The sequence below is a fragment of the Microcoleus sp. S13_C3 genome, from assembly GCF_036700905.1.
In the GTDB taxonomy this organism is placed as follows: Bacteria; Cyanobacteriota; Cyanobacteriia; order Cyanobacteriales; family Microcoleaceae; genus Microcoleus.
In genome coordinates this window covers 106,263-132,847 of sequence record NZ_JAUBPT010000002.1, presented here as the reverse complement: position 1 = coordinate 132,847, position 26,585 = coordinate 106,263, and the positions used below count along the sequence as shown (strand labels likewise).

Below are 26,585 nucleotides of genomic sequence, written 5' to 3'. Positions count from 1 at the left end.
AGTTGTGGTCATTCGATGGACAGAGATTTAAACGCAGCAATTATGTTATCGCGGTTGGCTAAACCGTGAAAGCTTACTGAGGGATAACCGCTCCCATGCTCCCGATGAAGTAAGAAGCAAATGTCTAGACTTGTCTAGTATTTGTGTAGCAGCATTAATCTGATTTGTGACCTCTGACTTCTGACTTCAACATCCATCCGTTAAATCATTTAAATCCTGTACACTGCTCGTTCCCCAACTTCCTCCTTCCTTGAATATCTCAATTACCCATGCCCAATGCCCCATGCCCAATGCCCAATTCCCCAATCTAAAATCTAAAATCTAAAATCTAAAATTGTTTAATGGCGCAAGTTGTATTAGAAAATATCTACAAAAGTTTTCCGCTCCGCCAAGGAGAACAGGAAAAAGAAGCAAACACCGTCGCAGAAAATGTCTCGCCTATAGCCGATCGCCCTTCGTCTAACAGCGTTTTGCGGCGCATTAACCTAACGGTCGAAGACGGGGAATTCATGGTGCTGGTGGGGCCTTCTGGCTGCGGAAAAAGCACTTTGCTGCGATCGATCGCCGGTTTGGAAGTTTTGACTGCCGGCAATATTTGGGTTGGCGATCGGCTCCTTAACGATTTGCCTCCTAAAGACCGAGATATCGCTATGGTATTTCAAAATTATGCTCTCTATCCTCACTTAACAGTTTACGATAATCTCGCCTTTGGATTGCGCCGCTCGGAAAGGGAGAAGGAAGAAGGAAGTTCGGCAACGGATTATGTAACGGATGTAACGGATAGAAAGAAGAAGGTAAAAGAGACAAGGGAAAAGGGAAAAGCTAGAAGGGAGCAGCTAGAAGTTAGCGGGGATTTTGGAGAAGAGAAAGACCAAGAAAAAAGAGGCAGGGATAAGGCAGAAAGAATTAGAAATCAGGTAAAAGAGGTTGTTAATTATTTAGCTTCTAATACTTTAAACAACGAGCGAATATATACTTTATGGGAGGACTTTTTAGGAGGAGCGACTCGCAAGTGGCCTCCGGGTTTGCGCTATTTGTCGGAACGGGAAAAGGCTGTAGGAAAACGAGTGCGAGAGGTAGCTGAATTATTGCAAATAGAATCTCTTTTAAATCGCTTGCCGAAACAACTTTCGGGAGGGCAAAAGCAGCGGGTAGCTTTGGGTAGGGCGATGGCTAGAAATCCTGAAGTTTTTTTGATGGACGAACCGTTATCGAATCTGGATGCGAAATTGAGGGCCCAAACGAGATCGCAAATTGTGCAGTTGCAGCGACAGTTGGGAACTACAACTATTTATGTAACTCACGACCAAACTGAGGCGATGACTATGGGCGATCGGATTGCTATTATGAATGTCGGCCAGATTCAGCAAGTAGCTCAACCTCTAGAGCTTTACAACAAGCCGGCTAATTTGTTTGTTGCTGAGTTTATTGGTTCTCCGCCGATGAATTTCTTGTTGGTGGAATTTAGTGCCCCCTTGTTGATTTCTCACCCGCAATTTCGCTTTACTTTACCCGATATTTGGGCAAAAAGTCTACAACAATATGACGGGCGAGGGCTAATTTTGGGCATTCGGCCTGAACATCTGAGCATTAACCCTCCGGCTACCAAAAATATTTCGGTACAAGTGGAAATTGTAGAGGCTTTGGGACACGAAACTTATTTGGGGGTTTGTTTGACGGATGCTCCGGCCGTGCGGATGCAAGTGCGGGTTCCTCCGGAGCGATCGATCCGAGTTGGCGAGGAGCTTTGGTTGGCCATCGCCCATGACAAGATTCACTTGTTCGACCCTGATACCGAGTTGGCTATTTTTCCTCGTTAGGCAAAATCATCAAGGTCGATCGACCGTTGTGACCGATATCACTAATCACAAGCTTGCATTTTTTTCAAGGAATGTTATATTTATTTACATAAGCCTTACACAAGTTAACGAAAGGAGTTCGCACTATGCAAGAACAAAAACGCAACGCTTGGAACTGGGGCTTCAGCGAAGGAGCCGAAAATTGGAACGGTCGTTTGGCGATGATTGGTTTCTCTGCAGCTGTCATCATCGAATTGGTTTCCGGTCAAGGCCTGCTTCACTTTTGGGGCGTGATGTAATTTTCTAGTTAGGGCTTTTTTGACACTGCAAAGCTTGGGAGTTCCGTAACGGACTCCCTAAATTTTGGCAGCGCGATGTGGGCAGCAAATAGCCACTTGCTCCGGCCAGTTATGAGCTTAAGATTTAACATCTATAGCTCAAACCGGGGCGGGGGGTCTCCCACCCAAAAGACTGCGAATCACTCTTTTGGGTGATGCTAGCAAATTACTCTAGCGGATATATTCTTTTAAGATGCTGTTCCGGTTGGGATGGCGCAACTTCCGCAGGGCTTTAGCCTCGATTTGGCGAATCCGCTCGCGGGTGACGTTAAAGATTTGACCAATTTCCTCCAAGGTCTTCATCCGTCCGTCATCTAAGCCGTAACGCAGTCGCAGTACATCCCGTTCGCGGGGGCTGAGAGTATCCAAAACGCTTTCCAAATCTTCCCTGAGCAAGTTTTTCGAGACTTGATCTTCTGGCGTTTCCCCGTCAGATTCAATAAAGTCTCCCAGACGCGAGTCTTCCTCTTTGCCGATCGGAGTTTCTAGAGAGATGGGCAACTGTGCGGACTTAGCAATGAACCGCAACTTCTCGATCGTCATCTCCATCTTAGTGGCGATTTCTTCTTCCGTAGGCTTGCGGCCCATTTCCTGAGACAGGAGTTTGGTAGTTTTCTTGATCCGCGAAATGGTTTCGTAAAGGTGAACCGGCAGGCGGATAGTGCGGGATTGGTCGGCAATTGCTCGGGTGATGGCCTGACGTATCCACCAAGTTGCGTAGGTAGAAAACTTGTAGCCTTTTTCGTGATCGAATTTTTCAGCGGCCCGGATCAGACCCAAAGAGCCTTCCTGAATCAAATCTTGGAAAGACAAACCGCGATTCATGTATTTTTTGGCGATCGACACCACCAAACGCAGGTTTGATTGCACCATTTTCTCCTTGGCCCGACGGCCGACGTGGAGTCGGTGACGGAATGCAGGAAGTGCCATATCTACAGCATTAGCCCATTCGCTGTCTTTGGGTTCGCGGTTATACTCTTCGAGCAGTTGTTCTCGAACTCGCTCTAATTCCAGCAAATCTGCAATCTTGCGCGCTAGTTCAATCTCTTCGTCAGCTCGCAGCAGTCGAATCCGACCGATTTCTTGCAGGTAAAGACGAATAGAGTCTTCAGTATAATGCTTTTTCTTTGCCTGTGCCCGACGGCGGGCTTTGGCGCCTTTGCCAGATTTAGTGTCGTCCTCAGATTGAGAGTCTAAGAATTCTTCTCGATCGTCTTCTTCGTCGATAAAGAGTTCCAACTCGCTCTCAGGTAGAACGCTTTCGGCGCCCCGAAGCAACTCGAGTGTTTCCATTTCCGGTGTAATTGTGGTTGCGAGTACGGTGTTAGCCTGGATCATGCCGTCTTCCTCATGCTCCTGAATTAAAGAATAAATAACAGTGGAATAGTGTCTGTTTGTAGTTTAGACAAGTTAGCCAGTATTGACATTCCCGCAGGAAAAAATAGTGGGATTTTCGGTCGGCTACCTGAATCTGTTACCGAAACTGCACCTGTTTTATGAGTCACAGTTCGAGTTCTGGTTTGAAGCAGCCAGGGCATTCAATCGATCGCAGATTTTAACATCGCGACCTTGAATTGAGCTTGAGGCTTTTTCTTTCGGAGCGAGTTATCACATCATCTGCGATACCTGGCGCCCAGAAGCAAACCATGAAGTGCGATCGATCGCACTTCCAAAAATACTGGCTTTTTTACTCGGTACTTCGAGCTTTTACCCGTACAAGTTTTCGGCACGGAACCCTCTAACTTTTGTATTCGAGGTGTCGAACTTTTGATTCGCCTTGCTTTCACTCTGGTTGTCAGACATGACACTTGCACGGCAAATTTTCGCCACCTTGGATGTTCGTCTGCTGCCTCAAATGCAACAGCAGAGGGTTGAAGCACCAAACGGGGAGAATCGGATCTTGCCAAGACCTTTCCGATTGTAGCCTTTCTCACAAAAAATGGAAGTTGTTTTCCATTGTTGGTCAAGAACTAGGAAAACTCTGTCAGCTTAGCTTGACAATACTAACTCATGTCCGGCTCTGCTAAATCCTGAGAACGGCCCGCAAAAACTTTGGCACGATCGAACGGCGCTGTTTTCTGCGTATATCTGGGTGAACGGCTGCGGCGTAGTTGGCCAGACAGTTAGCAGACAATTTTTGAGTTGCCCAAATTGGAACCAATACAATCCGTGTAGATACACCCATCATTACCCTGTTTCCCTGAATTGAATCATACGCAATCTGCGATGGAATAAAGCTCGTAGCTTTAGTTTTAAGCCGGCCACTCTGGATTAGAGACCGACTCTGACCCCAAATGAAGCGTTGCGGGTTGAGTAGTGCAACAGGGGCTTTAATTGTTAAGTTAGCTCAAATCTCAGAAATTGGCTTTAATTTTGACGTTAAATCACATTAAGTTCTTAACGTCACATTCTTATTTAAGCAGTTCGACACGAGTTTGTCGCGTCAGTGGCAAAAACCACCAGGATAAATTATACTGAGAGTTAACCCGCCGCGCAACTCTCGGCTGCGGACTTCTCTAAATTTTTTGGCTTTCGGTTCGCACTTACGCGATCGCACGGTTTCACAAACCATACAATTAGACATCTCCCGGAAGTATAACTTCACGATTCCTTTAAATATATCGTGACAGCGTAAAGATTCCATAAAGCCCTTTAATTAATTTTAGGTAGCATTCCCGAATTGTCTTGATAATTTCAAGCAGACGCAAAAAAATCCCCAGCGGACGTTGCTGCAACTACCTGCAGATAATAACTCCGCCAGGGAAGAAAAATTTACCCAGTTAGCGATGTGCTTGCTATGCTTATAGAAGGCCTAAACCGCAGGATGCGCTTAAAGATGTGGAGGGGTAGGACGCTGGTGCGATGCTCAAAATTTTGTTATTCTTTACAGCGTGTCATCAGAAAGCACAGAGCCGCGCTTTATCCTCTAGTCGGGTTTAAATTATGTGGCTTGACCGTTAGGGGATGAAGCTATCAAGAAAAATTTCCGATCCGTGTCTATATTGACAACCCAACGAAGGTTTACTAGAAAGAATTAAACTTCTTGAGAGAAAGATTGAGTAATTAATCGGGTCAATATTACCATTTCTTTATAGCGCGTGTTGGTAGTCAGGACTTCACTTTTTTTATATTGGTGAATAAGCACTAAAGTCCTGACTGCGAACTTAATTTAACCGCGAGACAGATTACTGCTGATTCCGCAGGCGAGGGTTAACAAATTCGTTTAATCCTTCCCCCACCAAAGACAGTCCCACTACCATTAAAGTCATTGCTAAACCGGGAAACAAAGCTGTCCACCAAATGCCAGTAGGTAGCGCATCTAAAGCTAAACGCAAGTCGTGTCCCCATTCAGGAGTTGCTTCGGGAAGTCCTAATCCGAGAAATCCCAAACCTCCTAATGTTAAAATTGCATCGGCAGCGTTGAGCGCAAATAGCACCGGTACGCTCTGAATCACATTCAGAAACAGGTAGCGCGAAAGCACTGTCCAAGTGTCAGCACCCATTGCTCGCGCGGCTTCGACAAATAATTCGGTTTTGACGCTGACGGTATGATTCCTGACGACGCGGTAGTATTGAGGGATGTAGGAAATGCTCAGGGCGATCGCAGCATTCAAAACTCCTTTTCCCACTACAAACGCTAGCGTCAAAGAAAGTAGCAGCCCCGGCAAAGTATAAATTGTATCCATTAAAAATAACAACACTCGATCGAGCTTACCGCCCAAATAACCGCTAACCAAACCCAGCGGCACACCGATAAACAAACTCAAAGATGTGGCTAAAATCACTACTTGCCAAGCCGCGCGAGAAGCAAACAGCGTGCGGGAAAACACATCGTAGCCGCTGCGGCTAGTACCAAACCAATAATTTGCCGACGGCGGTTCGTGGATGGGGTTAATCAAAGCCTCGGTAGGATTTTGCAGCCATCCCCAAGCTTGCATAGCTGGAGACAAGGTGGCTACCAATATAAACACGGCAGTTATTGTCAAACCTGCCCACATCATTTTCATTGACAGGCTTGACGGTGAGGCACTGTTGAGAAATCGCGGGAGTCGGAGGCGGCTTTGAGCCATAATGACGATCGACCTATATAAGACTTTTCGATTTTAGTAGCACTCAGGCGCAAAAACCCGGAACAGTCAATCGATTTTCGATTTTAGATTTTAGATTTTCGATTGACTTGCGCGAGATAAATGCTCTTTCTTGAGGATTTTCGATTTTCGATTTTGGATTGATTCCACGGATAAACCACGTGGCGGGTACCACCTTTGAAATTCCTGGTCAAAAATCCTCTTTCTCATTCGCCAAACACTCGCGACAAACCGGGTTTTTTCGGGAGATGCGGCTAAAAAAGACCCGGTTTCTCCCCTGTACGGGACTGGCGCGCAGGGGAGAAACCGGGTTTTTGGCAGGTGGGACGCAAGTTGAGTTTAGGAAAAATCTCTCTTGGCACACCTCCAATCTAAAATCGATCGAATTCTACAAATTGCTGGCAATTAACTCGCGGTACTGGCTTTTCGGCTTAACTCCTTTGAGCTCAGCCACCAAATCTTTGTCTTTGAAATACTGAATCGTCGGCGTACCAATCACGCCAGCATTTTCAGCAATTTCTGGATCTTCTTCGATGTCAATTTCCACGTAGTGGATTTTGCCCTCAAACTCATCTACTACTTTGCTCAAAATCGGCTTGAGGCTGTGGCAAGGCCCGCAACTCGGAGAGGCATATTTGACTACAATCAGTCGATCGCTATCGTGGAACAACTTCCGCAAAGCATAACCTCCTTCGTGGCGCGTGTCTTGGATATCAAAGTTCTCGCTGGTTTTGCGTACTTTTGGAGCTTCCGGCGCTGCTGTGGGTTGCTCGGATGCCTCGGTTTGATGGAATTCCTGCGTTAAACCGTTAACTGACAGCCAACGTTCTGCCAGCATCGCCCCCATACAACCGCTACCGGCGGCGGTGATTGCTTGGCGAAACTCGTGGTCTTGCACGTCGCCGACGGCGTAAACTCCCTCGACGCTGGTTTCTACCGAACCGTGTTTGGTAACGATATAGCCTACTTCGTCGAGTTCTAACTGACCTTGGAACAGTTGAGTGTTGGGAGTGTGACCGATCGCATAAAACAATCCTTTCACCAGCAAATCGCTCTGGGCGTCGGTCTGGATATTTCTAATTCTCACCCCGTCCATTTTGCCGCCGGCTTCGCCCAAAATATCCACTGCTTCGGTGTTCCAGTGCACGGTAATTTTGGGATTGCTCAGCACTCGGTCTTGCATGGCTTTGCTGGCGCGCATTTGATCGCGCCGCACCAGCATATGTACGTGAGAGCCGTATTTTGTCAAATAAATAGATTCTTCCGCTGCTGTGTCGCCCGCGCCGATGACAGCTAAGTCTACTCCTTTAAAAATTGGGGTAGCGCCGTCGCAAATCGCACAGGCCGAAATGCCGTGACTCCAAAATACGTGTTCGCTAGGCAGCCCCAGCCTTTTCGCCGTCGCGCCTGTAGCGATTACTATCGTGTGGGTTTTGATTTCTCTGTCTTCCGATCGCACTGTAAACGGACGCTGGCTCAAATCCACCGAAATTACATCTTCTGTGTATAATTCGGCACCCCAGCGCGCTGCTTGAGCTTTCATCCGATCCATCAGTTGCGGCCCGGTGATGCCTTCGGGAAAGCCGGGGAAGTTTTCGACTTCTGTGGTGGTCATCAGTTGACCGCCGGGGACGCCTCCCATTTGGTAGCCTTCAAAGACTACGGGTTTCAGGTTTGCTCTCCCGGCGTAGATTGCTGCTGTGTAGCCTGCTGGGCCTGAGCCGATAATTACTAGGTTTTCTACGGTTTCGTTGGTCATAGCTATTTAATTAAACTCATAACGACTTCGTTTTACTAATTCTAGCAGAGTTCGATCGAGTTTGGTTGGATGCCATTGTGCGATCGAGCATCTGTATCTATTTTTGAGGGTCGATCGGTCTTCGGGGCAATTCCAGCTACTTTCATAAGCAAAAACAATCTAAAAGTCGATTTAGTTTTAAATGTTCGATCTATTTTAAGGGCTGAAATCTTAAGAAAATCTAAAGACGACCAAAATTATTGACTTCATTCTCAATTATTTTACATATTTACTTGTTTTGAGGCTTGTGGTACGATTTTCACAATCCAGGGGCATTATGACTAATTTTACTTTTTGACGCTGAAAGCTTTTAAAATCGTAAAATTAACGAATTCGCAAATGTAATAAGTACAATTATTTATGCAAAATCCGCATTTTCTGGTTTAAGAATTGTAACGCAGATTTTGCCAGATTTGACAAAATATAGTATTTGTGATATTGAAGGTGCGATCGGGGGAAAATTAGAAGGAAATTTTTAACCGCTTTGGAAGCACAGGCGGGACGCCTGTGCCACGATAAAATAGAATTTTGTAATTGTGTCTAGATGGATAAAACCAAGATATTGTTTGTATGCAGCCAGAATAAATGGAGGAGTTTGACTGCTGAGAAGATATGCGAGAATGTTAGCGGCTACAGCGTGCGATCGGCGGGAACGGAAAAAGGTGCAAGAATTAGAGTAACTGAGGGTCTTGTCGGTTGGGCAGATTGGATATTTGTGATGGAGAAGAAGCATGGCGATCGACTTCGCACCAAATTTCCCGAAAGTCTCGAAGGCAAGAAAGTTATTTGCCTGCAAATCCCGGACAATTACGAATATATGGAACCGGAGTTAGTCGAGCTTTTGCAGGCGAAACTGAATCCCTATATGGAAATGCCAGAGAACGAGATAAATTTTATGCAGCGAGTTTTGGAACCGGAAGTGATGGATTCCTTGGAAGAGGCGATCGAATACGATTCGATGGACTTTACTGAGGTTAATGCTGCTTTTGCTCAGAGTGCTGCGGCGTTGGGGCCGGTTTTTGGAAACGTTTTGGATGCGGGGACGGGTACGGCGAGAATTGCGATCGCAATTTCTCAAATGCGGCCAGCATGGAAATTGACTTGCATTGATTTGTCGGCAAATATGCTGAAAGTCGGGGCCCAAAATGTGGAAAAGGCGGGCGTGCGATCGCAAATTAGTCTCGAATTAATCGATGCTAAAGCCATGCCGTATCCAGACAGTTATTTTAACATGGTGATTTCCAACAGCATTATCCACCATTTGCCCGATCCGCTGCCGTTTTTGCAGGAAGTCAAGCGGGTGTTGAAGCCGCAGGGAGCAATTTTTTTGCGGGATTTGCTGCGGCCGGAAAAAGCGGAAATCAGGGATAATTTAGTCAATCTGTATGCGGGAGATTGCAACGCGCATCAGAAACAGTTATTCAGCGATTCGTTGCAAGCAGCATTTACGCTGGATGAAGTTGAGGAGATGATCCAAAATGCCGGGTTGGATGGGTTGAGGATTTATGAATCTTCAGACAGACACTGGACGGCAGAACGTGTTTGGTGCGAGTCTTTGTAGGCACGGGGCGATCGTCCCATATATCTCCTATTCATAAAATTCTTAGACTCGTGACTGCCAAGTTTTCGGTTCTCGCTTGCTGTGAAATATCGCGAGAACTACAATTTGTTCCGGTTCAACACGGTAGTAAATTAACTACCAGCCGGGAAGTCCCGGGCGTATATTTAGAGGGGATTAATCTGAGCGCTGCGCGAAGTACCCCGAATAAATTACGCCCGCGTGATGGAAAGAAGCGTCGGGTGTAGGTACGGAAACCGACAATTATTTCTGTATACCCATTGATAATCTGGAAATACTCTGGTACTGTATTAGTAAGTGGGGGTGGAACTACCTCACTATAAAAAGCCTTTGCAAAAAAGGAAATACGAAGCCTGCGTACTAACGGTACTCCGTTGAACGCCTGGTTTGTTCACGTAGGGAAACTTTCGCACGACAATCCGCCTCATTTCTTGGAAAACAATTGAGTAAGCTTCTGGCGTCGCGCTAATTCGATCGAGTGCTTCTTCTACACGATTGAGAAACTCTACTCCAAGTCCTGCACTTTGTTGCTCGTACCAATCAACAGCCTCATCAAACTCTTCCTGTGCAGCCGGACGCAGGACAATAGAAAGGCTCACTGTTGCAACCTCGCCATTGTTCTAGCTTTTACTTCTTGCCAAGAAATAACCGCATTGGGGTTTGTTTCGTGGTCTAGCAGGCGGCGAGATAGCTCTATCCTTTGAGATTCAGTTAATTCAAGATGTTCGGGATCGGCGCTTATGCTGTCCCATATCGCTTGTACTAAGCGAATTCTGTCATTAACGCTCAAACTAATAATTTCTGCAAGAGTACCAGCGAGATCCATAGCTTAAAAATGCGTTAAAGCTAAATACTTGTGCAAATTTTATCACAAAGATTGCTGGAAAGGAGCGCTCGCGCCTTTTTAGCTATGAGCCGTACCGTTGCGCGATCGGCTTCTTATTTAATTACTTTTTTCAGACCGGAAAAAATAGTATGGTTGAACCGCGAAGACGCGTTCGGCGAAGCCGTTCCCGAAAGGTAGGATACGAAGAAAGAATCAGGAAGAAAAAGCCAGAATCAGCGTTAGGGTAATGGAATTATGCGACGCATGAGGTTTCCGCTAATGTCTTCATCCAACCACTCAAGTGCATCGGGTTCCCAGTAGGCAGTTGCTAGCGGCAACCAACCAAAAAAAGAGCCAAGTCCACCGCAAATGGAGCATCCGCCGTCTCCGCCTCGGACTGTATGTTTGTCGCTAATTACCTCGCCATCGTAAGGATTTTGAGCGATGTGGAGTCCGAAAAGGTTGGGCTGCAAGTGGAGTTTCCAGTCGGCTGCCTTGTCAGTTGGGTAGCAATCGCTAGGATTTAAGTCTCCCCAGCGAAATAGAGTGGTACTTCCGGCACCGCAGGCATACTCCCATTCGTCGAAAGTTAGCAAGCGGAGTCCTTCAGTCGCCAATTCAGTCGCGAGGTCTTCTGGCGTTTTGCTCGTAATTTCCCAAGCAGCAACCGCACCATCCTCAGCGCGATCGAATCCGTATCTCTCGTTACATATCATCCTCTGCCTGTCTGGAAACTCTTTTAATAAATTCTGGATTTTAAGTGACTCCGAACTAATTGCCTCAAGACCGATTTTTGTCGGTTGAATTTCTACAAGCATCGGCGAAAATGTCACCTTTCGAGGAGGTGTAGTGACGCTTTGGACGTAAGAGTATATATCTCGATCGATCTCATACACCTCGGCAGTATATTGAAATGATTCAATTTGCTCGTCTGTCGGGCGAAAGTTGCCGGCTTCGCATCCAATTTGGACTTCGCCTCCTGGCATCAGAGAAAATAAAGCTCCTCCATACTCAAAAATGGCAATAGAGAGTTCGGAGCCCCCATCAGGGTAAAATCGCAAACCTTTAAAAATTACTGACTGTGGCAGATGTGCTGCTAATTCCTGTGAGTAGCGATTTTTTTGTTCTTCGCTCAATTTTTGCCATTCCTGCAATTCCATAAGCCAAAAGTTCCTGAACTCAACCTCTTCTACTTATCTAATTTTATAGCATCTAAAATCACTCGATCGCGCCCTAAGTCTTTAGCTTGATAAAGCGAACGGTCTGCCGCTGCAATCAGGTTTTCCTGAGAAGTTTCGGGTTGAGGAAACGTACTCGCTACCCCCAAACTCAGCGTTACGAAAGAACACACCGCTGAATTAAGGTGTTCGATTTCTAGTTCTTTGACGCAAACTCGAATTCGCTCTGCAATCCAAACAGCTATTTCAGACGAAGTGCGGGGTAAAATTACCGCAAATTCTTCACCTCCGTAACGAGCTACCAGAGTCTCCCCCGAAACTGCGCCTGCTGAGTAATGTACAGCCTCAACAATAGTTTTGGCTACCTGCTGCAAGCAAGCATCTCCCGCCTGATGTCCGTAAGTATCGTTGTATGTCTTAAAAAAGTCAACATCGCATAAAATCAAAGATAGTTCGGCTGCTGCTTCTCCCAATTCTTGCCATTTTTTCTCTAAGTATTCGTTAAAACAGTGGCGGTTGGCAATCTGAGTTAAGCCATCTAAGTTTGCAAGGCGATACAATTCGGAATTAGCTGCTTTTAATTGAGAGTTAGCTGCTTCTAACTCGGATTGCGTGAGCGATAAATTGTAATAAAGTTCGCTCATAGACCAAGTAGCTTGTTGGTGAATTTGGGATAAAGCTACCCAGAGTTGATGCACGTCTAAAAGTCGGTAAACTTGAGGTTCTAACTGCACAACAATCGGCTCGTAAAGCAGTTCCGGCGGTCGCTGCACGGATCGCTGAGCTGCCATGACAATTAAGGCTACTCCTGGTAAAATTAAAATATCGGTTTGAGCTATTTGATACAAGGCTATAATCGGTCTGCAAGCAAATATATCTACTCCGTAAGGGCGGCTCATTCGTTCCATAAATCGCCGACGCGATATCATCCCTAAAAATTCCCCATTTACGGTCAAGATAACTCCCGGAAGCAGCGGCTGAGATTGAAACAACCGAGCTACTTCTTTGGCGAGATATGAGGAGTCAACCTGAAAATTGAATAGAGCCAGATCCTTAAGGGTAGACTCTAAAGATAAATTTTGGGGTGAGTTTTCTGGCGAGTTAGACGGCTCAATAAATTCAACAGACACAGCGCAGATCCGAATAAACAATAAACCAGCAACAAAGCTAGTGTCAGCTCTTCAATTATATATAGCCTTTCGAGCTCTCATATGAGGTACTCATGGGCATAGGGCATAGGGCATAGGCCTCCGTGGGCATAGGGCATAGGGCATACCTCACCACGCTTGAGAACCGCTATAATTATTTATTTCTTACCATTGGTTGTATTATTTCCTCCACTATTTTTAAATAATGGAAAATGCTGCTGCCTGAGTTTTTGCCGTAGCTGCATTGCATTGATTCATACTCACTAAATTAAAGATTTATTGAATTATTCTCGATTTTTTACTCTATTTTTGACTAGGGGATTTTTAGGGCGTAAAACAACGATTTCGGCGCCATTCCTCAACTCATTGACCGAAAGCATCTAGGATACAAGCCCCCGTACTCATCCGTGGAAAAATAAAAAACCTGTATCCGATACACAAGCCCCCGAATTTATCCCTGGGGTCAATGCTTCAATCTAAAATCTACAATCTAAAATCTAAAATCGATTGACGGTGTACACAAACTCAAGAAACTTGGTTGTTAAACCTGGGTCGAGGCTGTAACGAGGTTTTGCGTAAAAAAACGCGGTGTCTGCCCCTGTCCTCAACTCAAAACTCAAAACTCCACATTCCCTTACCACCCCCAAGTTCCTGCCCCTCCCTTAAACGGGCCGACAATATCTTGGGTAATCCAGCCGCCGTAAAAATCCCCTGGTTGAGATTGCACTAATTCCCCGTCCACATAACAGGCATCCATCTTGCTCGGATAAAAAGCCACATAATCTTTAATAGCTGCAAAAACCTGATTAGGATTGGGATAAAACCAAGCAGCATTGACTACTTCTTTCGACTCTACCGTCACAGTGTAATAACCGGCTTGCCCCTTCCACTCGCACCAAGAACCTCGTGAAGTTTTGTGCAAATATTCCATTTTGATGTCATCGGGGCAGATATAGTAGGCAGGAGGGTGACTCGTCTCCAATACCCGCTGAGGACGGCGCGTGTCGGCGATCGTCACTCCATTAAAAATTATCTGTACGTGTTTGGTCGATTCCTCAAGCCGAGGGGGACGCGGGTAATCCCAAACAGACTCTTGACCAGGGCCGGGATCTATTCGATCGAAGTTCATGTGCACCATCTCCCCTCCAAAAAAACAATTAGCGACTTAGCATTACAATTTAATGTAGCCTTAATCGAGTCGCTGCTTCAGACCAAACCAGCTTTTCTCAACTCTTTGTAATATGAGTATTCGTGGTATAGATGTTTCCGACTACCAGCCCAATGTCAATTGGCAAGCAGTTGCCCGGGATGGTATTACCTTCAGTTTTGTCAAATCGACCGAGGGTGCAACGTTCGTTGCCCAAACTTTCGCCCGCAATTGGGCGGCGATGAAAGCGGCGGGGATTCAACGCGGTGCTTACCACTTTTTTCAACCTGCAAGCAGCATTCAAGGACAAATAGATTTGTTCTTGAAAACTGTAAAACTAGAACCGGGGGATTTGCCGCCAGTCTTGGATGTCGAAACTACAGGCGATTTGAGTGTGGATCAATTGTGCGATCGAGCCGCAATTTGGTTAGAAGCAGTCGAAAAAGCCACGTTGATGCGGCCGATTATCTACACTTACCCCGGTTTCTGGGACAACCTGGGGACAACACGGTTTGCCGATTACCCATTGTGGATTGCTCACTATACCACTGCTGAGGAACCTTGGGTTCCCGGCGGCTGGAAAACTTGGACTTTTTGGCAGTACAGCGACAGCGGCACCGTGTCAGGCGTATCGGGCAATGTAGACACTAATATTTTTGAAAGTGTCCGAGAAGGCGCCGTAAGTTATAAAGTTGCAGACATCCAGAGGGAATTAAGAATTAAAGGTTTCTATCAAGGCGCGATGGACGGTAAATTTGGAGCCAACACCACAGCGGCGCTAATCTCGTTTCAGAAATCTCAAGGTCTCAATCCAGACGGTATTGCCAGCCTCAAAACCTGGGCCGCTTTGATGCGAAAATCTCCCAAAGTAGTTGTCCCCCCTCCAGCGCCGACACCCACCCCGCAGCCGACTCCCACTCCAACTCCCCCTCCCATATCAGACGTGCGACTGACTCAGGTATTCTCGTCTTATCAAGCTAAGGCTACCCAAGATACTGCCTTAATTTGGCTGCAAAGTCAGGTTCCTACCTCTGTTTTAGCGGACTTTGCTCAAAAATGGCGGGCAACTGCCTTACCTCCAGACACTAATTTGCGATTGATAGATGTCGGCAAATTTTATCGCGGTTTAGCACAACAAGACCAAGCTTTAGATTGGCTGCAAAAACAACTTTCTCCGGCTATTATTAACGAGTTTGCACAAAAATGGCGCTCTCAATCTATTGTCACTAATTCTCCGATTCGGCTGATAGATGCGTGCAAATTTTATCGGGCTGCACCAAACCAGAACCAGGCTTTAGATTGGCTGGAAGGGCGAATTTCGCCGGCAATTCTATCGGAGTTTTTTCGCAGGTGGCAGAATGCCAATCGATTATAGATTATAGATTATAGATTTTAGATTGACTCTACAGATGAATCTTGCGAGTTGAGATTTTATATCATGTCCGATCGAGTGACCGCGATTAAAAGGGCGGGTTTTTGAGATGGTCAATTATAGGCCGGTATTGTTGGCTCACGGGCCCCTACCGTATTAGGGGTAATCGACCGGACATAATATTAGATGGGAACTCTACTCTAAAGATGAGTCTGAGGGCGATCGATTAGATTTTAGATTTGAGATTGACTCTACAGATGAATCATGGGATTTTAGAGTTTTTTAGATGGAAACTACTCTAAAGATGAGTCTGGCGGCGATCGATTTGAGATGTGAGCTTTTTGATTGGAGATTGACCGAAAGCATCGAGGATACAAGCCCCCGGATTCATTCCGAAAGCAGACTCAGGACCGGTGAAATAAAAAACCTGTATCCGAGAAACTTGCCCCCCGAATTTATCCGTGGGGTCAATGCTTCAATTCTAAAATCTAAAATCTCAAATCTAAAATCGCGCAATCGATTGACTCCCCATCAAAATTAGTCAAATCCTCTCCCTCTCTCCCCGCATCTCCATTAGACTCTCGAACATAACAGACAATCTCTCGCTTAGCTACAGCTAGCTGCCATCTTTGACGGCAAGAGAATTATCTGATAAAGTTATAGCGACTATCCAGGTTTTTTAATCTTATTGGGAAAAATCCAGGGCCGTGCCGAGTTTGTAAGCTGCGCCGAAAATAGCGCCTGCACTCCAATTACCCGCGATCGAACATTTAAAACTAAGCGGGCAGCCTGTAACAATTATATCTATGGAAATCCCCTTTAACATCACCCAGTTGATGGTCATGACCGTCATCTGTGGCATCAGCGCTCAAGTTCTCGCCGCTTATCTGAAAGTTCCGGCGATCGTCTTTTTGCTGTTGTTTGGCATTTTAGCCGGCCCAGACTGCTTGGGAGTGCTGCACCCCAATCTGCTGGGCAGCGGTTTGGAAGTTATGGTATCCCTTTGCGTAGCTTTAATTCTGTTTGAAGGCGGCTTGAATTTGGAATTGCGAGATTTGGGCAAAGTTTCCGGCAGCATCCGCAATTTAGTTACGGTAGGCACTTTAATTACGCTAATTGGCGGCGGAATGGCCGCACACTGGTTGGGGGAATTTCCCTGGCCGATCGCATTTCTGTATGCTTCTCTAGTAGTCGTCACAGGCCCGACGGTAATCGGCCCTTTGCTCAAACAAGTATCCGTTGACAAAAAAGTTGCCGCCTTGCTAGAAGCAGAAGGCGTTTTAATCGATCCTGTCGGGGCAATTCTGGCAGTATTGGTGCTGAATATTATTTTGAACGGCAATGCTGATTTGCTGGTTGTGTTCCGAGATTTAATCGTGCGACTCTTCGTTGGCGCAGTCATCGGAGTTGCGGGAGGTTGGCTGCTGGGATTCATTCTCAAGCGATCGCAATTTCTCTCCGAAGACCTCAAAAACTTAGTAGTTTTAGCCGGTTTGTGGGGATTTTTCGGCTTAGCAGAAGAAATCCGCAGCGAATCGGGACTGATGGCAACAGTCCTCTCCGGCATCGTCCTCAGAGCCGCTGCTGTGCCGGAAGAAAGGCTGCTGAGGAGGTTTAAAGGTCAACTGACAGTCCTGGCTATTTCCATGCTGTTCGTGCTGCTGGCGGCCGATTTATCCCTCGCTAGTGTGGTCGCCCTCGGTTGGGGAAGTTTGTTTACAGTTTTAGCTTTAATGTGGGTAGTGCGGCCGATCAACGTTTGGCTGTGTACTTGGAACAGCGGACTGAATTGGCGGCAGAAATTATTTGTTTGTTGGGTAGCGCCCAGGGGAATTGTCTCAGCGTCGATCGCATCTTTATTTGCAATTTTGCTCACCCAGCGGGGAATCAACGGCGGCGACTCGATTAAAGCCTTAGTTTTCCTAACAATTATTATGACAGTTTTCGTCCAGGGACTAACCGCCGGACGGATGGCTCAAATTTTGGGCATCACCTCAAAATCGGCAACCGGTGCTGCAATTGTGGGGTCAAATCCTTTGAGCAGATTAATTGCTCGCTTGTTTCAAGAACGCGGAGAATCGGTGGCAATTATCGACACAAATCCCGAAGCTTGCGAACAAGCAGAACGAGAAGGTTTGCGGGTGTTTTTGAGCAGTGCTCTCGACCACAGCGTGTTAGAAGAAGCCGGACTGGAATCGATGGGAACTTTTCTGGCAATGACTAACAACGGCGAGGTAAACTTAGTGTTAGCTCAGCGAGCAGCCGAAGAGTTTGCACCGCCGAGGGTTTTGGCAATATTCCCCAAAGATCCGCAAGCAAATACGCCTGCAAATCAGGCTAAAATCAATCAAGCTTTTGTCTCCGATTTGTCGCTGAAGGATTGGAACGAATATTTGAGCGACGGCCAAGTAAAATTGGGGGAAACAGAGTTAAAAAGTGAGGGCTTGCAGTTTCAAATTGCTCACTTGCAAGCTTTGGTTCAAGCCGGAGAGTTGGCGCCCCTGCTGCTGGAAAGGCAAGGGTACTTGCAAGTAGTGTCGGCGACTCAGATTTGGCAAGCAGGCGATCGAATTATTTATTTGCTGTACGATCCGACACCGAAATTGTTGAAAAGATTGTCGGGTTCGTCTCAGTCTCGTTTGACTTTGGAAAAGCATCAGGTAGTTGAAGAAGTGCCGATTCCTTCTCCGGTTTTAGAGGAGGTTTTGGAGTCAGCGGAAATAGCAAAAGATGCTAAAGTTTTGCAGCCGCCAGTTTCGCGGTAAGGGTTAGTATCCCGATCGTACTCTGTAATCTGCTTGTCGCGATCGTGGTTCTGCTTTCCTCGCTCGGCATAAAAATACCGCCGGTAAATTGACCAGACTATAGCGGTGTTCAATTTACCTGATATAATAATGATGATTCTTCAATTAGAAACTACCCTGTGATTGCGAGCGATCGGATTGAAAATGTAATCGTATCCTTGAGTAGTTTTAATGAAATTCGGCACTGCGGCATCGACTTTAGCCATTTTCCTGTGAATCAGACGGATATACACGTCCACCACTTGCTCGTCTCGTGCGTCATTGCATTTCCATCCCCAAACTTTTTCGATTAGCTGTTGGCGACTCCAGGCTTTACCCGAATGAATGGCTAAAAAATGCAATAGCTGAAATTCTAAAGGTGTGAGAGCTAAAGTTTTCTCTTTCAATCTCACCTCTCTACTGATTAAATCGATCGCTAGTTCACCGAAGACAAGATTGCGGACGGGGGCGTCATCCTCTACAACCAGAATTTGGGAATTTCGAGCGGTAGATATCGTCATAATTTTTGACTCTATTGCGACTATTTCAAAGTTCAAGAAAGCGAGTAAGCTGTTCACCATGTAAAACTCAGAGGCTATCTAAGCAAGTATTGGGTTTCAGTCTGTAAAATACGCAGTTTAAATGCTAAACAGCTTAACAGTCTTTTAATTAGCCCTTAGATATCCCCTTGCACGCTTAATAAAGAGGGGAAGATAGTTCAAAGTCCTCCTTCTTAAGGAAGGAGTGTTTCAATTACAAACTACCTTGTTACTCCGAGCGCTCGGAGCAAAACTGTAACCGTATCCCCGAACAGTTTGAATAAAATTGGGAACAGCGGCATCAACTTTAGCCATTTTCCTGCGAATTTGGCCGATATGCACGTCCACCACTCGCTCTTCGGTTGCATAATTGGATTTCCACCCCCAAACTTTTTCGATTAGCTGTTGGCGGCTGCAAGCTTTACCCGAATGAGTTGCCAAAAAACACAATATTTCAAATTCTAAGGCTGTCAGCGTTAGAATTTGCTCCTTCAATCTCACCTGCCTACCCACTAAATCGATCGCTAATTGACCGAAGATCAGGTTGGGCGGAGCGACGGATCTCGCCCGCCTCAACAAGACTTCAACTCTCACTGCCAATTCTTCAAGATTAAACGGTTTGCAAATAAAATCATCGGCACCTGCTTTCATGATTTTAATCCGATCTTCTTGGCCGGTGCGGCTGCTCAGAATTGCAACTAAAACATTAGTTTGATTTTGCATTTCTTGGCAGAGTTTATACCCAGTTGTGTCGGGTAAATTCCAATCCAATATCACCAGAACTGGGTTGAATTCCTCAAAAATTTCGAGAGCAGTTTTGCCGTCTGCCGCAACTTGTACTTGATATGTCTGGTTCAAAAAGCGGTAGACGAGAGTGCGGACGGGGGCGTCATCTTCTACAAGCAGAATTTTGTGATTTTGACCAGTAGATCTTGTCATAATGTTCGACTCTCTTGTTAGTTAATGGTGCCAAGTTAGGAATTGTAGGTTCAAACTCTGTTCTAATCAGATCCATTCTTTACTTAAATCTTAAGCAGCTCCGATCAAAAAATCATTCGTTCTACCCACAGAGTTGATGAAGTATCAGGTGCAAACTTGATTGCGGGAAAGTGCAACGTATGCGAATATCAGGACTTACGCATTGGGACGTAGTTCTGTCCTTCTGAGTAAAATGAAGAATCTCCAGCCCTATAAAAAGTTAAACCTATAGTCCGGCAGGGGTTTTAACCCCCTGCCTCAAAGCGAAAGTCCTCGCTATCAGGACTCAGAAGAAAAGTCCGGGTTTTCCACCCCCTTTATGATTCGGCGGTTGAAACCAGGGCAACCACGGGGGGATTGCCCCTACAAAAACTTTCGTCAGCCTCCGCAGACTAAGAAATAAAGAGGGTATTTAAGTTAGATTTGGTATTAGTCCTCATAGCGAGGACTTTCGCTATAAGCCCCGTGGAATTCATTCCCGCTAAGGACTACCGGGTGGGCGGGAGGACTGGGCAGATGACAGCTTCAGATCAACCTGCAAAAGTGCTGTAAAAACAAACGATTGCGATTAAAATTTAGTATAAAAACATTGAGCTGATTCGCTATTCATAAAAACTTACTCTGATTCCCCAATAAGAGTAAATGCCGCCCAATTTCGCGGCTGGGGATGAGTTTTCATCGTGGTTAACATTGCTTGCCGCAATGCCTGTGCTTTGTCGGGATTATTTTGCAAGTTTTGGTAAAACGATCGCATCAATTCGGATGTCGGCGCATCGGGAACCGCCCATAAAGAAACAATTACACTCGGCACTCCTGCTGAAATCAAAGCGCGCGACCAGCCAATCACGCCATCCCCGGTAATTCTGCCTTCTCCAGTGTTGCAAGCACTCAAAACGACTAAATTTGCTTGCAGTTTCATATCGAAAATCTCTTCTGCGGTCAATAAGCCGTCATCGCTGCCAGAGGGAGCCAGCGCGATCGCACTTCCCAATCCGCGCACATCATCCAGCAATCCATGTGTTGCCAGATGAATAATCGATGCTTGGGGCATTTTTGGGACGATCGCAGCTTTTGTCCCTTGAGCGCCTGTGATGGCTTGGGTTTTGAGCAGAGGGGCGATCGCTCTGGCTTCGGCTTCGGCTCCAGGTAGAGGAGACAATTGCCGTTTGGGTTCTCCCGGAGAGAGAGACACACTCGGCATCGTGGGATTGCCCAAGACTAAAGCGTTACCGCTATGGGATGCCTGAGATGCTAACTTCTGTCGTTGTTGTCTGGTTAATGCCAGAACTTGAATCGAAGGTGCAGTTAAGATGGTGTGTTTCTCGATTAAGTAAGTGCCGTTGGCATCTTGCAGAGCGGGGAAAGGCACTTGGAAGAGCGAAGCTTGAGGAATGAAAATGACATGGACATTGGGATCTTTTGGTAGAAGCGTTTGAATTGGATCGATCAGCAGTTGATGCAGCGTCGGTAAATCGGGTTGGGTTGGCGCTGTTCTTGACGTTGTTGTTCGATCGCTCTAATTTGCTTCAATTGATCGCTCCAGTCTTTCAAAGGTTCGGCTTCCGAACTTGCAAGAGCATCTAGCAATTCCAGCACAGCCGCTTGGCTTTGAGAAGTCTCAGAAGCTTTCCGCGCTTCGGCGATCGCGTCATACCACAGCCCAGACTCCGCATACAGATCGATCCGCTGTTGGGGAGTTTGCGCCGCTGCAAGTTGAGTCTGCAACGACGCCGCAGGTCCAACGACTTGGATTTCTGCCGTCGCCACCACATTCCTCGAAGGAACATTCGGATCGCACACCAACACCACTTGCCACTGATAGGATTGCCCGATCGACAGTTGGGGCAGATTTGAGGGCAAAGCAACCGACATGATTCCTGGCTGACTCTGCATCTCGGTTCTGTAGAGAAGTTGTCCCGTGCGAGTAAACAGCCTCAATTGCAGCGGACGAGGAGTGCGATCGGGTACAAACCAGGTAAAGGTCGGATGCCCAGAAATCGTCTCTCCTACATGGCTAAACGGCACTAAGGCAGTCAATCTCGCCGATGAATTACCTTCACAACTGCCGCCGCGAGTGGTATTCGTCCCCGTGTCTTTCGGTTTAGAAGGGTTTTGAGGAGGAGTGTATTTTGCCAGCGCTACAGGGGCGATCCAGAACGAAACACTCAGCATTAAACTCGCAATGCCCGCAGAGTAAACGGTTCGACGCTTCAACTCGTGAGTCATCATCGCAATCCCCTCTGTAACTATTTCTACAGTAATCAACAATACACAAACACAATAGAGGACTGCCCGCAAGCGTCGTTTGCGGGAAGGTGCAAAGATATTGGTGTCAGCTTAAGGGCAAACCCTCAGTCCGGCAGTCCGGCAGGGGTTTAAACCCCTGCCTCAAAGCGAAAGTCGTCTGAAGACGACTAATGAGTTCTTCAGTCCTCTTTGAGAGGACTTTCGCTATGAGACAGGGAATTCATTCCCTGGCGGACTGCCGGGTGGGCGCGAGGACTGGGTGGACTGACAGCTTAAGTTGACACGCTTTGGGCATTGCCGTATCCAGAGTTCGTTATATCTGAGCTCTTGAACCATTCTCAAGAACGGGCTCTCCGGCCCGTTCCACAAAGAGTGAATTTCTTGTGGAACGGGCCGGAGAGCCCGTTCATAAACGATTTGACAAGCGTGAACCCAACCAATTACCAGAACCACCGCCGTTTTGCTGACCAGGTTAACTCGCACACTGTCCCCTTCGGTTGATTCCGGTAGCGCCGAAATGCTCCGCCTAACTGTTTGGCTAAGTTCTTTGCAAGCTGGGTTCCTAATCCTGAAGGTTGAAGTTTAGGGTTTGGATCTTCAGTTATTTCCTTGTCTCGATCCATTTGAGCCAAGCTAAGCGTTTCTGACTGAGACGGTTTCCCCCTACCATTATCCGCCACCCGAATCACCTGCCGATCGCCTTCTTGAGTGCAAATTACGGTCAAGCGAGTGGCTTCGATCGCGTGTTTGCCGACATTGCAGAGCGCTTCTTCCAGAAAGCGGCAGAGTGCTCGCTTGTGTTCCAACCGCAGATGCGAGGTGTTCAAGGGATCGAACTGCACAATTTTGAATTTGAGCGTTTTGAGGTAAGGCAGTTCTTGTTCGAGCGTGTTGGAATAGACCTTGTAGAGCAATTCATGCAATGGAGCCTGCAGGGCCAATTCGATCGCACTTCCCATGCGGAGATGCGGTTCATCCGCGATCGCGTCTCGTTGCACCGATCCGTAAACTGCCCGCAATTCTTGATTCAAGCGTTGCAACTCCGGTAGAAATAACGGCGGTGTGGCTTGTTCTTGAGCAGTTCTCAAAATCACAACCAATGTTTGTAACGGGCCGCTATGAATCGCGTTAAAGGTCTGCTCGATCGCAAACTGACGTTCCTCCAACCGCAGTCGGAGTTCCTGTTCGTGGCGATAAAATAACGCTGCCGTCAACCCAGCCCCATTCAACACGAGTACGAGCAATACAGGCACGATCGGCACCCACCATCCCAAAAGAATCAGCCAGTAACAGAGCGCGATCGGGCTAATGCTGGCGACTAAGAGCCCGATCAAAATTTTCCAGGGCGATCGCAGAAATCGTCCCAAACTCATCCCCAAGAGTCCCCAGACCGCAATCCAGAGCGTTTCCCAGCCCTCCCCCCAAACCTGAAGCAACGCTCGCCGATCGAGTACCGCGCTAATCATCTGGCTGGTTTCGTGGGCTTGCATTTCGACTCCGTAAATCCGTCCGGGATTGATGCCTGCGATCGCACCCGAACTTGCCAAATCCTTCGCGCTAAAAGACATCATCCCAATCAGCACAATTTTGCCTCGAATCCAATCCGGGTTGACCTGTCCAGATTTGATTTGGGCCAGGGAAAGCACGCGAAATGGCATTGTCCCGCTGCGAACATTCAGTAAAATTTGGTTCCCGCCTGCATCCGCCCCCACATATCCGCCAGAGTTTGACTGCACTCTGGTAAATTCAATGCTGCCAAAGCGCATCGCCTCCGGATCGCGAATTCCATTACCTAGCTTAATTCCTCGGGTTGCTAAATAGAGTTCTGCCAGCCGGATCGCGAAGGAAAAACGGTATTCCTGTCGATCGTTGTTAGTGCCCAATAAACTGCGGCGCTGGTAGCCATCCGCATCGAGTACGAAATCTGCAAAGCCAACCTGTTCGGGTGGTAGCGCGGGCGGAGGTTTGACGATAAAGCCACTGCGATCGGGCAGTGCAATCTCCACTCCGATCGCATTCTTGCTGCTGCGAAACACCGATGTTAGTTCAGCATTACCTGGTTCCACCGGAATATCGCGGACAATATCTAGCCCGATCGCGATCGGTTGATACGTTTGCAACCGTTTGAGTAAATCGGCAATATCGCGATCGGGAATCGGATAAGTTCTAGCGCGTTGAATATCTTCCTCAGTGATGCCGACAATTACAATCCGTTCATCCATTGACTCAGGAGGACGCAAACGCAGAAATCGATCGAACGCAACCAACTCCCAAAACTGAAGCGCACCGCTCAATCTAGCCATCATCACAGCGACAATCACCATCACCCCTGGAAGCGCTCCTCGTCCCCAAGTCGTGACGCCCGCTTTCACTGCTTGCCATCGATCGGGCTTCATAATAATGTCCGGTTGAATAGTTATCATACTTTTGTACGACTGTTTGGCCGATGCCCGATGCCCGATGCCCGATGCCCGATGCCCCTACAGGATTTATAAGTAATTAACCAGACTTGATATCACTAATCAATCAATCCTTGTTCCCTAGCTCGCACTTCCGTTTGAATCCGCAGATTCTTATTATCATCAGGATACACCTCTAGCACATCTCGAATCTTAGTCCAGTAATACTGCACAGTGCGTTCAGAAACATTCATCCGTTTGGCGATCGCAGTATCCTGCAAGCTCTCTTGAAAAGCAAATTGCAACACCTGCATCCAGGCGGGTTTGAGTTGCAGCCCATTGCGGATCTCTCTGGGTGTATAAATACGCTCGTGCAGCGCCCAATCAACCATTGCCACCAAGTCTTTCATCGGCTGGCTCTTATCGACAACTGTGAAGCCGCCCATGTGATTGTCAATCGACGGTTTCAGCCAAACTAAAGTCCGAACATGGGCACTCTGCACCACAATATTCAGACTCGGATACTTATCCATCAACGTTTTGAGGAGTTGAAGCCCTGAATTTGCTTGAGCTATTGCGCCGCTCGTCTCTGGCATCACCAGATCCACAATCACCAAATCCGGGGTAGTCTGCGCTACCTGCTGAAGGGCTGCCTGAGCAGTCGGAGCAGTCAGAATGTCTGCCTCTGGATATTCTTGCTTCAGAATGTTAAGCGTGCCACCTAACACCATCGCATGGTCATCCACAACTAAAAATGTTCGTTTCTCCGGTTGAGCTAGAGTTTTGGGCATAGTGCATAAAATAAAAATAGTAAGGGATGCCGGAAAATCAGCGTCTTTAGTTTAGGTAATCCGTCATCTTCTTACAATAGAGGAATTACCGGGTTTCCGTCCTGCATCTGTCCGCCAACTGTGGTTGTGGAGGTCGGCAACGAGAATTGCGCTAAAGCGCAGTTCTGATGATTGTGTGGCAAAATCCGCACTTCATCGGAATTATTCATCTCTCTCTTCTCGAACTCTGCGTTCTCTGCGTCCTCTGTGGTTAAATCATTCCCATGCCACCGGAAACGATCTTACGCACAGATAGCTCGATCGGAGATTTGAGTATATTTCTATTATAATCCTGGTATCCTAGTAAGAATAAGGATAATTTCATGCCAGCAGAAGGTTCGTATCAAGCGCTCGCGTACAATCTGGAATTTGAGGGAGAAATCCAACGGTTAAAAGCTCAAGTTCTCCTCAGTTGGGAAAAGGAAGCGCGCACTTTAAAGTGGTTCGGTTTAGCCGACGGGATGAATGTTTTGGAAGCTGGTAGCGGGCCGGGATTTTTCACCAAAAAACTGTTAGAATTGCTGCCAAACAGTCTGGTAACAGCGGTAGAAATTGACCCGGTACTGCACGAAAAAGCAGTAGCATATTTGCAGGACAAAGGGGGCGATCGAGTAAATCACGTCCAAGCATCGGTTGCGGATACTGGTTTGGCGGCTAACACTTTCGATTTTGCGATCGCCCGTTTGCTGTTCGTTCACCTCCCAGATCCCGTCGCAGCAGCTAGAGAAATATTCCGCATCTTGAAGCCTGGGGGAAAACTGGTGATTATCGATAGCGATGCGGATCTGTTTTGGTTGACAAATCCGCCTTGGTCAGTCGAGATTGTCAGGGAGAAATTCAAGCAGGTGATAGCATCGCGGGGCGGCAATTTATGCGTCGGGCGCAATCTGTGCCGCATTCTCAAAGAAGCTGGGTTTGGTAGCGTTGATTTAGAAGCCGTTGTCAGCCACAGCGATATCATGGGAATTGAGGCGTTTCAACCTTTGCTGGACTCCGGGCCCATTTTGCAAATGGTCAAACAAGGGTTCATTTCAGAGTCGGAAATAGAAAGCTATCTGGTTTCGCGGGATGAGTTTGTAGCTGCGGGCGATCGATCGATGATGAGTTTTTGGTTGATGGCTTGCGGGGAAAAAAGCAATAAAATCAAGACAGATATTTCACACAATATTGAGGTCCCGTCGCAGCATAATCTCTAGCACTCTCACTACATTACCAGCTAACAAAGCAAACTTATTGAACAGCCAACCCGGAAAAACTTGAGAATAAATTATCCCCTCAGCATTAGGTTAAAGCTGCACCTATAGCTCTAGAATCGTATCATATCAAATCCGGTAGCATCGTCGGGCGTCAAATCTAATCAACAGTCAACTATCACGGCTCGTGCAACCGGACTTGAGATAATCCATCTGCGTTTATCTGTGTTTATCTGCCCTCATCTGCCGTTAAAAAAAGAGAAACTTTTAACCGCAGATGACAATGGATTGACGCAGATTCACGCAGATTAAGAGAAGAGAGATAGAAATAATTCCGATTCTA

The 26,585-nt window shown here is 46.9% G+C and carries 25 protein-coding genes; 7 read left to right on the top strand and 18 right to left on the bottom strand.

Annotated elements, in window-relative coordinates; translation table 11 throughout:
* The first annotated feature begins 341 nt into the window (after window positions 1–341).
* Complete coding sequence (locus QUA16_RS01255) at window positions 342–1,820, top strand: ATP-binding cassette domain-containing protein (protein WP_333105012.1); 1,479 nt, start codon at window positions 342–344, stop codon at window positions 1,818–1,820.
* Window positions 1,821–1,945: 125 nt separating this feature from the next.
* Window positions 1,946–2,098 (top strand): high light inducible protein, encoded by a 153-nt coding sequence (locus tag QUA16_RS01250; RefSeq protein ID WP_015179166.1) that lies wholly within the window; start codon window positions 1,946–1,948, stop codon window positions 2,096–2,098.
* A gap of 210 nt (window positions 2,099–2,308) precedes the next feature.
* Here QUA16_RS01250 and rpoD read toward each other — a convergent pair whose 3' ends face one another.
* The 6 genes from rpoD to trxB all read right to left on the bottom strand — a co-directional run bounded on the left by rpoD (window position 2,309) and on the right by trxB (window position 7,984).
* Window positions 2,309–3,475: an RNA polymerase sigma factor RpoD gene (gene rpoD / locus QUA16_RS01245; protein ID WP_333105010.1), complete on the bottom strand. Its 1,167-nt coding sequence runs from the start codon at window positions 3,473–3,475 to the stop codon at window positions 2,309–2,311.
* Window positions 3,476–3,750: 275 nt separating this feature from the next.
* Window positions 3,751–4,044, bottom strand: coding sequence for a hypothetical protein (locus tag QUA16_RS01240; protein ID WP_333105008.1), 294 nt, complete (start codon window positions 4,042–4,044; stop codon window positions 3,751–3,753).
* A gap of 116 nt (window positions 4,045–4,160) precedes the next feature.
* Entirely contained in the window at window positions 4,161–4,325 is a 165-nt protein-coding gene (locus tag QUA16_RS01235; RefSeq protein ID WP_223300711.1) for a hypothetical protein, read from the bottom strand.
* Between the two features lie 255 nt (window positions 4,326–4,580).
* Complete coding sequence (locus tag QUA16_RS01230) at window positions 4,581–4,781, bottom strand: hypothetical protein (protein WP_333180977.1); 201 nt, start codon at window positions 4,779–4,781, stop codon at window positions 4,581–4,583.
* Window positions 4,782–5,322: 541 nt separating this feature from the next.
* Window positions 5,323–6,207, bottom strand: a complete 885-nt coding sequence (locus tag QUA16_RS01225) for an ABC transporter permease (protein WP_006632901.1) — start codon at window positions 6,205–6,207, stop codon at window positions 5,323–5,325.
* Window positions 6,208–6,613: 406 nt separating this feature from the next.
* Window positions 6,614–7,984, bottom strand: coding sequence for a thioredoxin-disulfide reductase (gene trxB, locus QUA16_RS01220; protein ID WP_333105003.1), 1,371 nt, complete (start codon window positions 7,982–7,984; stop codon window positions 6,614–6,616).
* A 583-nt stretch (window positions 7,985–8,567) separates the two neighbouring features.
* Between trxB and QUA16_RS01215 the strand changes: the two genes are divergently transcribed.
* Complete coding sequence (locus tag QUA16_RS01215) at window positions 8,568–9,584, top strand: methyltransferase domain-containing protein (protein ID WP_333105002.1); 1,017 nt, start codon at window positions 8,568–8,570, stop codon at window positions 9,582–9,584.
* Between the two features lie 335 nt (window positions 9,585–9,919).
* Here QUA16_RS01215 and QUA16_RS01210 read toward each other — a convergent pair whose 3' ends face one another.
* Both QUA16_RS01210 and QUA16_RS01205 read right to left on the bottom strand, forming a co-directional pair.
* A complete protein-coding gene (locus tag QUA16_RS01210) occupies window positions 9,920–10,201 on the bottom strand; it encodes a type II toxin-antitoxin system RelE/ParE family toxin (RefSeq protein WP_333105000.1) in 282 nt (93 codons plus the stop codon).
* Window positions 10,198–10,428: an addiction module protein gene (locus QUA16_RS01205; RefSeq protein WP_333104998.1), complete on the bottom strand. Its 231-nt coding sequence runs from the start codon at window positions 10,426–10,428 to the stop codon at window positions 10,198–10,200. The genes QUA16_RS01210 and QUA16_RS01205 overlap by 4 nt, the downstream gene beginning before the upstream one ends.
* Before the next feature lie 30 nt (window positions 10,429–10,458).
* On the opposite strand from QUA16_RS01205, the gene QUA16_RS01200 reads away from it, so the two are divergent.
* Window positions 10,459–10,626, top strand: a complete 168-nt coding sequence (locus QUA16_RS01200) for a hypothetical protein (RefSeq protein ID WP_333180976.1) — start codon at window positions 10,459–10,461, stop codon at window positions 10,624–10,626.
* A 41-nt stretch (window positions 10,627–10,667) separates the two neighbouring features.
* Here the strand turns inward: QUA16_RS01200 and QUA16_RS01195 are convergent, their stop codons facing one another.
* From QUA16_RS01195 to QUA16_RS01185, 3 genes are all read right to left on the bottom strand, one after another.
* Entirely contained in the window at window positions 10,668–11,588 is a 921-nt protein-coding gene (locus QUA16_RS01195; RefSeq protein ID WP_333104996.1) for a hypothetical protein, read from the bottom strand.
* Between the two features lie 29 nt (window positions 11,589–11,617).
* The gene (locus tag QUA16_RS01190) at window positions 11,618–12,736 is read right to left on the bottom strand and encodes a diguanylate cyclase domain-containing protein (protein ID WP_333104994.1); all 1,119 of its coding nucleotides are present in this window, start codon (window positions 12,734–12,736) and stop codon (window positions 11,618–11,620) included.
* A gap of 652 nt (window positions 12,737–13,388) precedes the next feature.
* Window positions 13,389–13,883, bottom strand: coding sequence for a DUF427 domain-containing protein (locus QUA16_RS01185; RefSeq protein WP_333104992.1), 495 nt, complete (start codon window positions 13,881–13,883; stop codon window positions 13,389–13,391).
* 112 nt (window positions 13,884–13,995) lie between these two features.
* Between QUA16_RS01185 and QUA16_RS01180 the strand changes: the two genes are divergently transcribed.
* Together QUA16_RS01180 and QUA16_RS01175 are read left to right on the top strand one after the other, a co-directional pair.
* Window positions 13,996–15,276: a GH25 family lysozyme gene (locus QUA16_RS01180; RefSeq protein ID WP_333104989.1), complete on the top strand. Its 1,281-nt coding sequence runs from the start codon at window positions 13,996–13,998 to the stop codon at window positions 15,274–15,276.
* An 803-nt stretch (window positions 15,277–16,079) separates the two neighbouring features.
* Window positions 16,080–18,038, top strand: coding sequence for a cation:proton antiporter domain-containing protein (locus QUA16_RS01175; RefSeq protein ID WP_333104987.1), 1,959 nt, complete (start codon window positions 16,080–16,082; stop codon window positions 18,036–18,038).
* Window positions 18,039–18,178: 140 nt separating this feature from the next.
* On the opposite strand, the gene QUA16_RS01170 is transcribed toward QUA16_RS01175, so the two are convergent.
* From QUA16_RS01170 to QUA16_RS01140, 7 genes are all read right to left on the bottom strand, one after another.
* Window positions 18,179–18,577 (bottom strand): winged helix-turn-helix domain-containing protein, encoded by a 399-nt coding sequence (locus QUA16_RS01170; protein ID WP_333104985.1) that lies wholly within the window; start codon window positions 18,575–18,577, stop codon window positions 18,179–18,181.
* Window positions 18,578–18,805: 228 nt separating this feature from the next.
* On the bottom strand, window positions 18,806–19,534 hold the full coding sequence (locus tag QUA16_RS01165) for a response regulator transcription factor (protein ID WP_333104983.1): 729 nt from the start codon (window positions 19,532–19,534) through the stop codon (window positions 18,806–18,808).
* Between the two features lie 655 nt (window positions 19,535–20,189).
* Window positions 20,190–21,011, bottom strand: a complete 822-nt coding sequence (locus tag QUA16_RS01160; RefSeq protein ID WP_333105013.1) for a CHAT domain-containing protein — start codon at window positions 21,009–21,011, stop codon at window positions 20,190–20,192.
* A gap of 8 nt (window positions 21,012–21,019) precedes the next feature.
* Window positions 21,020–21,841, bottom strand: coding sequence for a DUF928 domain-containing protein (locus tag QUA16_RS01155; RefSeq protein WP_333180975.1), 822 nt, complete (start codon window positions 21,839–21,841; stop codon window positions 21,020–21,022).
* Window positions 21,842–22,260: 419 nt separating this feature from the next.
* Window positions 22,261–24,216 (bottom strand): CHASE2 domain-containing protein, encoded by a 1,956-nt coding sequence (locus tag QUA16_RS01150; protein WP_333180974.1) that lies wholly within the window; start codon window positions 24,214–24,216, stop codon window positions 22,261–22,263.
* 122 nt (window positions 24,217–24,338) lie between these two features.
* The gene (locus tag QUA16_RS01145) at window positions 24,339–25,010 is read right to left on the bottom strand and encodes a response regulator transcription factor (RefSeq protein ID WP_333104979.1); all 672 of its coding nucleotides are present in this window, start codon (window positions 25,008–25,010) and stop codon (window positions 24,339–24,341) included.
* A gap of 71 nt (window positions 25,011–25,081) precedes the next feature.
* A complete protein-coding gene (locus QUA16_RS01140; RefSeq protein ID WP_333104977.1) occupies window positions 25,082–25,219 on the bottom strand; it encodes a hypothetical protein in 138 nt (45 codons plus the stop codon).
* 153 nt (window positions 25,220–25,372) lie between these two features.
* On the opposite strand from QUA16_RS01140, the gene QUA16_RS01135 reads away from it, so the two are divergent.
* A complete protein-coding gene (locus QUA16_RS01135; protein WP_333104976.1) occupies window positions 25,373–26,245 on the top strand; it encodes a class I SAM-dependent methyltransferase in 873 nt (290 codons plus the stop codon).
* Window positions 26,246–26,585 lie beyond the last annotated feature (340 nt).